Source organism: Bacillus sp. FSL W7-1582 (genome assembly GCF_038593325.1).
GTDB lineage: Bacteria > Bacillota > Bacilli > Bacillales > Bacillaceae > Bacillus > Bacillus altitudinis.
Window position 1 is genome coordinate 2,099,873 of record NZ_CP151987.1, and the last position, 13,474, is coordinate 2,113,346.

Annotated in this window: 13 protein-coding genes and 1 riboswitch; of the genes, 2 read left to right on the plus strand and 11 right to left on the minus strand. The window is 40.6% G+C overall.

From position 1 onward, the window contains the following. Window positions 1-233: 233 nt before the first annotated feature. Complete coding sequence (locus NSQ11_RS10720; protein ID WP_008344492.1) at window positions 234-482, plus strand: ferredoxin; 249 nt, start codon at window positions 234-236, stop codon at window positions 480-482. Window positions 483-516: 34 nt separating this feature from the next. On the opposite strand, the gene NSQ11_RS10725 is transcribed toward NSQ11_RS10720, so the two are convergent. Beyond that, entirely contained in the window at window positions 517-1,098 is a 582-nt protein-coding gene (locus NSQ11_RS10725; RefSeq protein ID WP_008344490.1) for an ECF transporter S component, read from the minus strand. A 149-nt stretch (window positions 1,099-1,247) separates the two neighbouring features. Continuing rightward, window positions 1,248-1,380: riboswitch (FMN riboswitch) on the minus strand. Window positions 1,381-1,667: 287 nt separating this feature from the next. On the opposite strand from NSQ11_RS10725, the gene serA reads away from it, so the two are divergent. Further along, window positions 1,668-3,242, plus strand: coding sequence for a phosphoglycerate dehydrogenase (serA, locus tag NSQ11_RS10730; protein ID WP_008344488.1), 1,575 nt, complete (start codon window positions 1,668-1,670; stop codon window positions 3,240-3,242). 33 nt (window positions 3,243-3,275) lie between these two features. Here serA and NSQ11_RS10735 read toward each other — a convergent pair whose 3' ends face one another. The 10 genes from NSQ11_RS10735 to NSQ11_RS10780 all read right to left on the minus strand — a co-directional run bounded on the left by NSQ11_RS10735 (window position 3,276) and on the right by NSQ11_RS10780 (window position 13,474). Beyond that, the gene (locus NSQ11_RS10735) at window positions 3,276-3,923 is read right to left on the minus strand and encodes a M23 family metallopeptidase (RefSeq protein ID WP_035391628.1); all 648 of its coding nucleotides are present in this window, start codon (window positions 3,921-3,923) and stop codon (window positions 3,276-3,278) included. Window positions 3,924-4,188: 265 nt separating this feature from the next. Further along, window positions 4,189-5,295, minus strand: coding sequence for a hypothetical protein (locus NSQ11_RS10740; RefSeq protein WP_035702882.1), 1,107 nt, complete (start codon window positions 5,293-5,295; stop codon window positions 4,189-4,191). Beyond that, a complete protein-coding gene (sigX, locus tag NSQ11_RS10745; RefSeq protein WP_007501006.1) occupies window positions 5,255-5,815 on the minus strand; it encodes an RNA polymerase sigma factor SigX in 561 nt (186 codons plus the stop codon). The genes NSQ11_RS10740 and sigX overlap by 41 nt, the downstream gene beginning before the upstream one ends. Window positions 5,816-6,017: 202 nt before the next feature. Beyond that, entirely contained in the window at window positions 6,018-7,799 is a 1,782-nt protein-coding gene (locus NSQ11_RS10750) for an ATP-binding protein (protein WP_008344481.1), read from the minus strand. After that, entirely contained in the window at window positions 7,796-8,518 is a 723-nt protein-coding gene (locus NSQ11_RS10755; RefSeq protein ID WP_017359777.1) for a response regulator transcription factor, read from the minus strand. The genes NSQ11_RS10750 and NSQ11_RS10755 overlap by 4 nt, the downstream gene beginning before the upstream one ends. A gap of 86 nt (window positions 8,519-8,604) precedes the next feature. Further along, complete coding sequence (ccsB, locus tag NSQ11_RS10760; protein WP_050827366.1) at window positions 8,605-9,783, minus strand: c-type cytochrome biogenesis protein CcsB; 1,179 nt, start codon at window positions 9,781-9,783, stop codon at window positions 8,605-8,607. Further along, on the minus strand, window positions 9,767-11,446 hold the full coding sequence (locus NSQ11_RS10765) for a cytochrome c biogenesis protein ResB (RefSeq protein WP_252224427.1): 1,680 nt from the start codon (window positions 11,444-11,446) through the stop codon (window positions 9,767-9,769). Before NSQ11_RS10765 ends, ccsB begins: the two co-directional genes overlap by 17 nt. 1 nt (window position 11,447) lies before the next feature. Beyond that, a complete protein-coding gene (locus NSQ11_RS10770; RefSeq protein ID WP_017359780.1) occupies window positions 11,448-11,978 on the minus strand; it encodes a thiol-disulfide oxidoreductase ResA in 531 nt (176 codons plus the stop codon). 90 nt (window positions 11,979-12,068) lie between these two features. Continuing rightward, the gene (rluB, locus tag NSQ11_RS10775; RefSeq protein WP_008344472.1) at window positions 12,069-12,803 is read right to left on the minus strand and encodes a 23S rRNA pseudouridine(2605) synthase RluB; all 735 of its coding nucleotides are present in this window, start codon (window positions 12,801-12,803) and stop codon (window positions 12,069-12,071) included. Window positions 12,804-12,937: 134 nt separating this feature from the next. Further along, window positions 12,938-13,474 carry a spore maturation protein gene (locus NSQ11_RS10780; RefSeq protein ID WP_019743084.1) on the minus strand — a complete coding sequence of 179 codons (537 nt, stop codon included), beginning with the start codon at window positions 13,472-13,474 and terminating at the stop codon, window positions 12,938-12,940.

Consider the following 13,474-nt stretch of genomic DNA (forward strand, 5'->3'; position numbering starts at 1 on the left):
TATTTTCTCCCTTTATTTTAACAGATTTCATTGAAGAAGAAATGTTTAAACTCAATTAATGGGGGAAAGTTATGAACAAACCCTTATGTGATAAGCATTCTCAATCACTTTACAGTTGAAATGTGAATTTAAAATCATTACAATAAGGTTTGAGGAAATTGGTTTTTTATCGGTGAAACTAAAAAGGTTAAACCATTTGTTCCATCGAACAATCTGGGAGGTATTTTTTTAACATGGCAAAATATACAATTGTAGACAAAGACACATGTATTGCTTGCGGCGCATGCGGTGCAGCTGCTCCAGACATTTATGATTATGATGATGAAGGCATTGCATTTGTCACGCTTGATGACAATCAGGGGACTGTAGAAGTTCCAGAAGTACTTGAAGAAGATATGCTTGACGCATTTGAAGGTTGCCCAACTGACTCAATTAAAGTTGCGGACGAAACTTTCGATGGTGATCCACTTAAGCATGAATAGGATAAAAGCCCCTTTAAAAGGGGCTTTTTTTATATTAACTATTTTGAAGTCGGCGTTTATTTTCAAACCATGGACGCATTTTGACAAAAATGAAACTAAAGACGATGGTGATGATGATTCCTTTAATCAGGTTAAAAGGCAAGATCCCTGCTGTAATGGTTGCCTTTAGCACATGATCTGACAGGACGGGTGCATTCAAAAACCATGTATAAGCAGGAAGGAACAAGAAATAGTTTAAGATGCTCATCATGACTGTCATGAGTAATGTTCCGAGAATCATGGACCACGCTAACCCTCTTGCTGATTTAATCTTTTTAAAAATAAAAGCCACCGGTAAGATGAATAGTACACCTGCTGTAAAATTCGCTACTTGATCCACAGGAACACCGGACATGCTACCATGAATGAGGTAGTGCAGTAGATTCTTTAAAGCTTCAACAGCAATCCCAGCACCTGGCCCATAAATTAAAATTGCAATAATCGCAGGAATATCACTAAAATCAATTTTTAAATACCCAGGCAGCCCAGGAAAAGGAAAATTCAATAACATTAATACAAATGCGATACTGCTAAGCATGCTGATGACAACTAAACGTTTTACTTTACTTTGATTCAATATTCTCTCTCCTTTTCGATCAAATCTTTCGAAAAGAGGATTGTTCAATTTTAGCCACAAAAAAACCGCTCTGAATACATACACAGGAGCGGGAAATTTAGGCTACACAAATAAACGTATAAACAGACATGTTTTCAACGTTTACGAACCTCCATCTTCTCCCATCCAGACTATACTGTCGGCTTCGGAATCACACCGAATCCTGCCAAAAAAGGCTCGCGGGCTTAGAGACTATGCCTCATCACCGCCGGTAGGGAATTACACCCTGCCCCGAAGATTGATCATTATTCAATTCGACATCATTATATATGATATATGAGCATTTGTACAGATAAAAATCCTGAGCAATTTCATCAGTTTTAAGAAATCGTAAAAAACCTAAAATTTATAATGACAAATGCGTAAAAATTGGGTATCTTTTGTTTAAAGGTGTCCATTCTTGATCAAGACACTAAAAAATGTTCGTGTTTTCTTTTTCGCTTTACTGCTTTAATTTGATTGACACAGTGAAAAGGAATATGGTAAATTATCAGATATTTATGACGTTTATTTTAGGAGGAAATCTTACGATGTTTCGAGTATTAGTCTCAGATAAGATGAGCAATGATGGTCTTTTACCACTATTAGAATCAGATTTTGTTGAAATTGTTCAAAAAAATGTAACAGAAGCAGAAGATGAATTACACACGTTTGATGCCTTACTTGTCAGAAGTGCCACAAAAGTGACAAAAGAACTTTATGAAAAAATGACTTCATTAAAAATTGTTGGCCGTGCCGGTGTGGGAGTCGACAACATTGACATTGATGAAGCAACAAAACATGGTGTGATTGTCATCAATGCACCAAATGGGAATACGATTTCAACGGCAGAGCATACGTTTGCGATGATCTCATCTCTCATGCGTCATATTCCTCAAGCGAATATTTCTGTTAAATCAAAAGAATGGAACAGAGGCGCATATGTCGGTGCTGAGCTTTACGGAAAATCTCTTGGGATTGTTGGCTTAGGCAGAATTGGAAGTGAAATCGCCCAGCGTGCAAGAGCATTTGGCATGACCGTCAACGTATTTGACCCTTTCCTCACAAAAGAACGTGCCGAAAAAATTGGTGTCAATGCAAAATCACTTGATGAAGTGCTTGAAGTATCAGATATTATTACGGTACATACACCTTTAACAAAAGAAACTAGAGGACTTCTCAATAAAGAAACAATCGCAAAAACGAAAAAAGGTGTTCGTCTAGTGAACTGTGCACGCGGCGGTATCATTGACGAACGCGACCTTCTTGAAGCACTTGAAAATGGTCATGTCGCAGGGGCTGCTCTCGATGTATTTGAAGTAGAACCACCTACTGAGAATCCACTTGTGGATCATCCAAACGTCATTGCCACTCCGCATCTTGGTGCATCTACAAAAGAAGCACAATTAAATGTAGCGGCACAAGTCTCTGAAGAAGTTCTTCAATTTGCAAAAGGACTCCCGGTCATGTCATCTATTAATCTACCAGCGATGACAAAAGACGAGTTCAAGAAAATCCAGCCTTATCATCAATTTGCAGGAAAACTTGGACGTCTTGTTTCTCAATCGATGAGAGAACCTGTAAAAGAAGTCAGCATTTCATATGAAGGATCTATCGCAAAACTCGAAACATCATTTATTACAAAAAGTCTGCTTTCTGGCTTTTTGAAAGAGCGTGTCGATTCGACTGTAAATGAAGTCAATGCTGGTATGGTGGCAAAAGAACGCGGCATTAGCTTTAGCGAGAAAATTTCTTCAAGCGAATCTGGCTATGAGAACAGCATTTCCATTGAAGTCAAAGGTGACCTTTCCACCTTTACATTAAAAGCAACGTATATCCCGCATCTAGGTGAACGTGTCGTTTCTATTAATGGTTTCAATATTGACTTTTACCCAGATGGACACCTTGTCTATATTCAGCACACTGACGCACCTGGTGTGATCGGTCAAGTTGGAAAGATTTTAGGCGACCACGATGTGAACATTGCGACAATGCAAGTAGGCCGTAAAGAAAAAGGCGGCGAAGCCATCATGATGCTTTCTTTTGATAAGCACCTTGAAGATGAAATTGTCCAAACGTTAACTAAAGTGAGCGATATTCTTTCTGTACGTCTGATTGACCTATAAAAAAATGGTAAACCTCATGCAAAAGCATGAGGTTTATTTTGTTGAAACGATTAAACGTTCACCTGTCCGTATGAGATGCGTTGTCAGTGCATTGATTTTCTTCAATTGATCAACGGTCATTTGATGTGCTTTAGCAATGGACCAGAGCGTGTCCCCTCGTTGTATGACATATGTATGTTTCTCATATCCATCTACATGAAGGGCTGGCTCTTGGAAACGATCTCTTGCAATGATTGTGAGCGGATCTACTGCATCTTCTTTACTAACTGACCAATTACCCCTGTGCACCTCAAAATGCAAATGAGTGCCCCTAGAGGCGCCTGTGTTGCCTATGATGCCGATCGGCTGCCCTGTTTGTACATGGTCACCATTCTTTACAAAACGCGCATTTAAATGCGCATAGACGGTTTCATATCCATTTGGATGCCGAATAAATACAACTTCACCATATGTAGCAGATACATAGGAACGAGTAACCACACCTTCGCTAGCAGCAAAAATGGATTCTCCTTCTGGTGCAGCAATGTCTAACCCCTTATGCGAACCACCTCTTGTCCCAAACAAATCAGTGACTTCACCTTTGATTGGTTCCACCCACTCGGTTGTTTTCTCTGCATGGGCAAACGGTGATAAGGTCAAGAACAAGAAACAGCTAGCACATATGTAGCAATACCTTTTCATCAGTGACTTCCCTTCTTTGAAGTTCTTTTCATGACAGCTTAGTATACCTCAAGGAAGCCCTTTTCTATACATGAAAAAAGAACGCAATAAGTTGCGTCCTCAGATTGTTGACAAAGGGCTAAAATGAACTTGATTTTAGCCCTTTGTCTTCTTTTCAGCGTGATAGAAAACCTTTGCAGTCTAGAAAGGACGAGCACCGGAGCGCAGGACTGACAAAGAATGCGAGGGTTTGTCTACACGCTGAGAACGCAATAAGTTGCGTCCTTTAGCGTTCTTTGATAACAACTGGGTTTGGCAGTGCCGGTACCTCTAGCGGTTCTTTTAATTCATATGGGCCTACTTGATCTGTTCCTGCATTTTGTATCGTGACATCTGTAAAACCGAAATCTTTCGCTGTGAGCAGCAGTCCTTCAATAAGTAAAATATGATCAATTGAGTCCGTTAATTGTGCTGATGCTCCAAACGTGATGGTTGCATGTTTTCCTTTTGATGTCACTTTTTTAATAGGCTCTTCTTTAATGAGTGGATCGAGTCCTGCATCATTCGCCCGCTTCATCGCCTCTACTGCATCTTTATAAGAAGGATAATCATCTTTTGACGGCACCAAAAATGTCCCACTCTTATTTTCTAAAACGTAGTAAGCGTGCTTTGTTTGTTTATTAATTGAAATGGTACCAAGACGGCCATTCGTCCCTAATTGAAGGTGCGAGCCATTGACAGACTTGACCTGTACTTGTTTATATTGGCTCCATTTTAACGTTTCTTTGACCATGTCTTTAAAACGGTTGGCTTCTTTTAATGTATCAAGAGACAAATCATTTTTCAGCTGAAAAATCAGTGTGTCCCCTTTTTCACTCACATCCACCATATCCATATAAGCTTGAAGAGGTTTTGTCATTTCAGGCAGCTCCAATTTTTCATATGTATCAAGAAGCGCCTGCACATTATCATGCTTATTTTCTTTTTGAATACTGATTGGGACAACTTGAGAAGTGGATTCATCTATGTATGAAATCGTCATATACTTTTCTTTGTCAGATGCGTAAGCAACATGTGAAGGATCATTTGTGTTTTTTACCGCCTCTAATGTAGCGTTCACCTGTCCTTTTTCAGCACTCGAATCCATTTTCAATTTCTTTATATCTTGAGCAGCCGGCTGAAATAAATGAGGAGAAATCAAAAACGCCATAAATAAGACCACAACGGTTGCGACCGCTGGACCGATCCATCTGGCACTTTTCTTTTTCTTCCCGCTTGCCATCAGCATTTGCTGGTAAATCTGCTTAGATGAACGGTTGTCCTCCACCTTTGGAAGCTGACTGAGTAATACTTTAATTCGTTCTTCGCTCCAATTGGACCTGTTCGTTTTCATTCACTAGCTCCTCCTTCAAAAGCTCCATATGTTTTCGGAGCACTTTCAGGCCTCGGTGCTGCGTTGTTTTGACTTTGCTTTCCGAGAACTTTAGCGCCTTGGCCGTCTCCATGATTGAGTAGCCTTGGATAAACCTTAAAATGATGACGGCTCGTTGATCAATGGTGCAATGATCAAGTGCGGCATAAATTTCTTTGATATTTTCATCCTGTACAGCCAATTCATCTGGGAGCAGGTCTGGATCTTTTACATCCTGTTTATCCCAATCAAACGTGCCGAGCACCCGTTGTCTGATGGTTTGCTGTTTGCGAAACCAGTCAATTGCCACATGCCTTGCAATTGAAAACAGCCATGTTTTCTCGCTGCTTCTTCCTTCAAAAGTTTTATATGAGTGAAGTACCCGAATGTAAACCTCCTGCACGAGATCCTCTGCCTGATTTTTATCTTTTACCATATAAAATAAAAATTGGTACAAATCTTGATGGTACGAATCATATATTTTTTGAAAGGTTTCATGCATAGGAAACCCCTCCGTTCACTTATTTTTGTCGAGTGACTCTCACAAAACGTTACATTACAACTTTATGACAAATATATTACAAGATCGACAATTTGGAAAGGGCTTTTAGTTTAACTTCTCCTTAAAAATATGAAAATAGAAAAAACACTTCATTTTCTTTCGAAAAGAAGTGTTTCTCATGTAACAAGATTCTTCGTCAAGATTAGACGAGTTCCTGCTTTTTTTTCGGAATATAGAAAGTGAAGTGAGTACCTGTTCCAGCTTTACTATGTGCATGAATGGAGCCTTGATGTGCTTCTACGATGTTTTTCACAATCGCAAGACCCAGCCCCGTACCGGAACGTCCTCTTGTTCTTGCTTTATCTGCTTTATAGAACCGTTCAAAAATAAACGGGAGATCCTCTTCAGGAATGCCGCTTCCCGAATCTTTCACATCCATCTTGAGCCCATTTTCCACCGATTGAACTGAGAAGTGAACTTCTCCGCCTTCTGGTGTATGACGAATGGCATTATCGATGAGATTTGTAAAAACCTGTTCTATTTTATCTGGATCAAATACAAAATACGGTTCTTCTACTTGAATTTCATACGTCAGGTTGATTTGTTTTTCTTTCGCAATTCCAAGGAATTTACGGTAGATTTTTTCAGTCAGCTCTTCTGTATCAGTTGATTCAAGATTCAGTGTAATATGACCAGCTTCCATACGTGCGAGATCGAGAAGATCATTCACAAGACGCCCCATTCGAAGTGATTCGTCATAGATAATTTGGGCAATCTCTTTCTTTTCCTCTTCTGATCCGGCAATGTCATCGACAATCGCTTCACTATAGCCCTGCAGCATAGCAATAGGTGTACGGAGTTCATGACTGACATTTGCAATGAAGTCTTTTCTTAGCTTATCCAGTCTTCTCTCTTCTGTCATATCGCGAAGCACCGCAACCGCCCCTCTGACATCTTGCTGGTTATAAAGCGGAGACATGAGAAGAACCCAAGTACGCCCTTGCAGCGTGACTTCGATCATTTGCTCTTTTTCCGTACTGACGGCAGTATGAAACAATTCACGCGCTTCTGGCGGCAGTTCATCCCCATCTTTGATCTTCATATTTTGCTCGTAATACCAAGCCTGCAAGAATCTTTCTGCAGGAGGATTTGTCATGAGGATCGTTCCATCAATATTGATCGTGATGACACCGTCTGCCATACTGCTCAGAATGTTGGACAAATGTTCTTTTTCTTGATTTAAAGCGGTTATATGAAATTTAAGCTGCTTACCCATTTGATTAAAGGCGATCGCCAGTTCCCCAATTTCATCTTGCGTTAAAATAGGAATCTTTGTATCAAATTTCCCTTTCGCCAAATCTTGTGCTCCCTCTCTCATCTTTCTGAGAGGGTAGGTGACACGAGTGGATAAGAAGAAAGCGAAAATTGTCGTCAGCACAATCGCAATTCCGGCTGCGAGGAAGATATAACGCGTCGTATGTTTTGTTGTCTGCTCTACAGCGAGGAGGGATTGAGAAAGAAAGACCATCCCTTTCTTTCCGTTCGCCTCGTAAGGAACACCTACTACAATGCGCTCATCCTTCTGATTGCCTGTATCAGATTCAGCTCGTTTACTGATTTTTTTTCGTTGTGTCAGTGCTTTGTTCAAATCTTTGTCTGCTTCAATTTGTTCTTTTGTGATCGCAGGAAGCTTCCCGCCTTTTTCAGACGAATACCATTCTAGTCCATCCTCTTGAACAATCGCGATACTTGTCAATTTATCAGCTAGTTCTGATGTAATCGACCTTGCAAGCGATTGATCCTCATGGCTTTCTAAAATGACTGCTACTTTGTTGGCCATTTGTGTTAAATCAGACTTTGCTTCTTCGACATGGTAGTTCTCAATGAATTCTAAAAGAAGCACAGTTAAAATCGATAAAACAATGAGCACGAGGAAAAGAATGGTTAACCATAGCTTTCCTACGACACTTTTCCACAGCTTCATTCAGTGCCGACCTCAAATTTGTACCCGACACCCCATACTGTCACGATTTTTTTCGCTGCTTCTGGTGACACTTTATTTAGTTTTTCGCGTAGCCTTTTGACGTGGGTATCCACTGTTCTCAGATCCCCAAAGAATTCATACTGCCACACTTCTTTGAGAAGCTTTTCCCTGTCATAGACCTTATCCGGCGTTTTTGCTAAGAAGTACAAAAGTTCGTATTCCTTCGGCGTGAGGCTAACTTCTTTTCCATCTGCAGTGACCCGGTGTGCATCATGATCAATGGATAGATGAGAAAACACAAGAACATCTTTTGTGGTTGTTCCAGTATTGAGATATGACGTTTGAGACGATCTTCTTAACAGTGCTTTCACACGAAGAACCACTTCACGCGGACTGAAAGGTTTGACGATATAATCATCCGTTCCTGCCTCAAAACCTTGCACACGGTTGGCTTCCTCACCTTTTGCTGTCAGCATAATAATTGGTGTGGCTTTTTTATCTCGAATTTGATTACACACTTCGATCCCATCTGTCCCAGGCATCATTAAATCAAGCAAAATGAGGTCATAATCGGTTTGAAGTCCTTTTTGAATGGCCTCATCCCCATTTTCCGCTTCATCAATTTCATAATTTTCCCGTTCTAAATACATTTTTAAAAGGCGGCGAATTCTTGCCTCATCATCGACGACTAATATTTTCGTTTGAGTTGTGTGTTCCATTAGACAATCCTCCTGCTTTCTCCGTTGTTACATACATTTTAACAAAAAGCCGAATCGAATCATAAAAGTTGGCCTTTTTCATGCGATTACGCGTAAGAATGAAGCCCCGCAATCACTAGGTTGACAAAGATGAGGTTAAACATAATGATCGCAAATCCGATCACAGCAAGCCAAGCGGACTTTTCACCATGCCAGCCTCGTGATAACCGAAGGTGGAGATAGGCGGCGTAAAATAAAAATGTAATTAAAGCCCATACTTCCTTCGGGTCCCATCCCCAGAATCTCGTCCATGCAATTTGTGCCCAGATCATCGCAAAAATAAGACCACCTAACGCAAATACAGGGAATCCTATGGAAACAGCCCTGTATCCAATTTCATCGACTAAATCAAGATTCACCTGTCTTACGAGCGGCTGAAGCAGCGCACTTAGTCGTTTGCGAATGATCAATCTTAGCAGTCCATAAATGATCAGCCCAACGCCAAATGACCACAGCACTGTATTCACCTTTCTACCTGAAAAAACAGGCGGCAGATCAACCACAGGCTCTAAACGATCTTTTGTGATAAGTTCTCCTTTATGAGGTCCTACTAAGGCAGGCAGCTCATAGACCATGACGCTCTCTTTTTTATTTTTATCTACCCAATTAAATTCCGCTTCATACCCTGTCATTCTAAAGATGGACGTGACAGCGATAAATGCAAGGGTAACCACAATCATAAACATGACCAGCTCTAAGCCAAAGGTTTTCTTCCCCGGTTTTGTTTGATCGACATGCTTCAAAAGAAAAATCACACCTGCCACAAAACTGATCGCCAAAATGGCTTGACCAAGCGCTGCTGTCGTGACGTGAATATATAGCCAATTACTTTGAAGCGAAGGAATCAGCGGTGAAATATCCGATGGAAACATGCTTGCATAAGCAATGATTAATAAAGCGATTGGAAGTGTGAATAAACCTAGCACAGACACTTGATAGACAAAATATAAAATAATAAATGCGAGCACCAGCATCATGCCAAAGGCTGTGGTGAATTCAAACAGATTACTGACTGGTGCGTGACCAGACGCGATCCACCTTGAAATAAAATAGCCAAATTGACTCAAAAAACCAATGATGGTGAGCGTTATGCCGATAAGTGCCGCCTTATTTTTGCGCGGACCCTCTTCTTTCTTTTTTCCTTTAATGGCCCCTCCAAAAAAAGGAACTGCCGCTAAATAAAATAGAAAAGCTGCAAATAACAGGTTTTCACTGACTGCCGCCATCTAACCCTTCCCCCTTGCTTTTGCTGATACTTGTTGTATCAGGCAGTTCTTTTTGATCCACTGGCTGTTTGATGCCACTGCCGTGCAGTAACACCTTGAGATCAGACTTTAAGCCGAACCAGTTTTTGTTTGTATGTCCTGCCACAAACACTTTTCCATCCTTTACCGACAGCCAAATTCTTCTATGCTGCCAGTACATCCCTTGTACGACACCAATCATAAAGATGATTCCGCCAACAATAAGTACCCAGAGTGTTAAGTCTTTTCGAACCGTTAAACCTGTCACGTTTTTTGTTTCAACCCGGTCAAATTTCATTTTATAAAGATTGTTATCAGAACCCTCTACTGTCTCTTGAATCGCGACAAAACTTTTTTCACCTTTTGGTTTTTCAGGAGAGATCATTTCAAAGACGAACGCAGGATTATTCGGATTCCTCGTTTTCGTACTAGGTGTGCCATCTTCGTCAAAATAAAAATCAGGCAAATAACTCATCACCTTGACTTTGTAACCGCTACCAAGATCATATTCTGACTTAGGCTCCAGCAGATTAATCTTCACTGTTCCGAAAGATTTCTCAGTATCTTTTCGAATCAGCTGAAAGACCATTTGATCGAGTTCATTTTGTTTAAAATCCACTTGATATAATGAGAAATTGTCAAACTTAAGCGGTTCATTCACTTTAATATCGTGTTCTGTTACCTGCTTCAGCTTTGGCTTTTCACCAAAAACAACTTCCCCTTCACGTTTGTATAAAACGGCATCGGTTTTATAACTTTTGACGACTTGACCATCGCCAGCCTTTTCAATAGCATTTTCAAAGACTTCTTTTTCTTTTTCAGATTCATAGCGGTCAATTGAAAACGCATTATTCTTTAAGAAGTATTGGCCTCCCGTCCCTGGGATTGGTGCCGTTTCGCCTTCTCTTACCCATAATGTTTCATCCACGTACATTCCCGGGACAAACCGAAGCATGGATCCAATGAGAAATATAATTAATCCAATATGATTGACGTAAGGTCCCCAGCGGGAAAAGCGGCCTTTTTCAGCTAAAATATGTCCATCTTCTTCTCTTACGCGGTAACGCTTTTGTTTCATCTTACTAACGATGCCTTCATATGTATGTTGATCTAATGTTTGATTTGTTTCGCTGAAAAGACGCTGCCTTCTCATAAAGCCTTCTTTTTTGACAACCCCTTGATTTTTGAGTGCACGATAAAGTGGAATCACTCGATCAAGGCTGCAAATCACAAGGGAAATTCCGATAGATGCGACAAGGGCTAAAAACCACCAAGAATTATAAAGATCATGGAATCCAAGGATGTAATATAACTTGCCAAACGACCCATATTGCTCCTCATAATAAGTGGAAGCTGATGCACCTGGCGGAATAAACCGCTCCTGCGGAAAAATAGTTCCTAGCGAAGAAGCTAACAGTGTGATGACAATGAGCCACACACCCACTTTTACGGAAGAAAAAAAGTTCCATACTTTATCAACAATCGTTTTGTTGTATGTTTGCGAGCGTCTTGCACTGCCGTCATATCTCATATCAAGCAGCTTTGATGAATTTTTCTCTTTTGCTGCAATGGGATTCCCGCATGATTCACATAGAACAGTACCGATTGGATTAATATGTCCACACTCGCACTTTACCTCTTTCATTCTATGACCCCTTTGGTTTAATCAAATTCATATATTCATAGACATTACGTTCTGTCATCGTCCCCTTTATGACTTTGATTACTTTGCCTTCAGGATTAATTAAAAATGTGGTTGGCAGCGGCGTAATATCATATGCCTCTGTCACTTGACGATCTTTGTCCATGGCAACAGGAAAATTCACGCCATAAGCATCCATAAAATTCTTCACAGCAATATTGGATTCCCCCACATTTACGGCAACAATTTCGACACCGCGATCCTTGAACACTTCATACTGATTTGCCATATAAGGGAATTCCTGCTTACATGGACCGCACCATGTACCCCAAAAATTGAGAAAGACGCCTTTGCCTTTTAAGTCCTTTAATTCAATCCGTTCCCCATCTACTGATTGAAGGACAAAGTTCGGCGCAATAGATCCTTCTTTGATTTGATCCTGTTTGGCAAATACTGAGTTATACATCGTATAACACAGTGCAGCAAGCATCACGAGGAGAATGCCCGTCCGTATGAAAAATCGTCTTTTCTTCATCTGAAGTACCCCTTCCCCATAGACATTCAGGTAAATTATAGCATTCTCCTTCTTTTGATGCTTCTTCATTTTTTGAAGTTTATGTGAAAATTAAAAAGCGCTTTTCCCATGATCCGCAATCGCTCTTAGGCGTTTTACTTCATGCGGCGTCAATTCTCTGCGATCTCCTGGTCTCATGCCTTCAATATGAAGGAAAGCATATTGCTCTCTTTTGAGTTTTAAAACGTCGTGGCCGATTGCTTCAAACATGCGGCGAACCTGTCTGTTTCTGCCTTCATGAATGGTTAATTGCACAATACATGTTTGCTTTCGTTTATCAATTGAAAGCATTTTGGCACGGGCAGGTGCTGTTTTTTTATGGTCTAACATGATTCCTTTTTCTAACTTTCTAAGCAATTCTTTTGAAGGGATGCCTTTTAGTTTCGCTGCATACGTTTTATCAATTTGATATTTCGGATGCATGAGCTTATGGGCAAACTCACCATCATTTGTAATCAAAATTAAACCGCTCGTATCATAATCCAACCGGCCGATTGGATACAGACGCTGCGGAACATCATCAAAGAAGTCTGTCACGACTTTGCGTCCTTTATCATCCTCGGCAGCTGAAATGACGCCGCGCGGTTTATAAAGCATAAAGTAAACCGGTTCTTCTCTTTCAAGCTTTAAGCCATTGACTTCAATTTTATCTGAAGAGCCCACCTTTACTCCGAGCTCTGTCACTGTTTCACCATTAACGGTAACTCGTCCTTCTTTAATTAATTCTTCAGCCTTTCGTCTAGAAGCGACGCCGGCATGGGCAATTACTTTCTGTAAACGTTCCATTTGTCTTTCACCTCATGTACTATCTTACTTGCTTGGCTTGAAACAAACAAGCATTCGTGGAAAAATAAGCGTTTCATCTGTCTAATTTCAACAAAAAAGCTGTTTTCCATCCACGAAATAAAAAAAGCACCTGATTAGGCGCCGCTAAATAACAAACTGACGATAATAATCGATGCAATGATCCCAATCAGGTCTGCTAACAGCCCCACTTTCAGTGCATCTCCCATTTTTTTAATACCAACTGCTCCAAAATAGACGGTTAAAATATAAAGGGTCGTATCTGTTGACCCTTGCATAACGGCGGCAAGCTTGCCGATAAAAGAATCTGGACCATAAGTCGCAATTAAGTCTGATGTCATACCAAGCGCCGCTGTTCCTGATATAGGGCGTATCAAAGCTAGCGGCACCACTTCTGTAGGAATACCAATCGCTGTAAACACAGGTTTCAATAATTCCATGACAAAGTCAAGGGCACCTGATGCTCGGAAAATCGTAATGGCGACAAGCATACCGACTAAATACGGAATGATTGAAAAGGCAATTTGAATGCCTTCTTTCCCGCCTTCTACAAATGTTTCGTACGTCGGTACTTTTTTAATCGTCCCTGCAATCAATATTCCTGCGATGATCAGTGGAATCAAAGCAAGTGACAGCCAGTTAATAAATGCCAC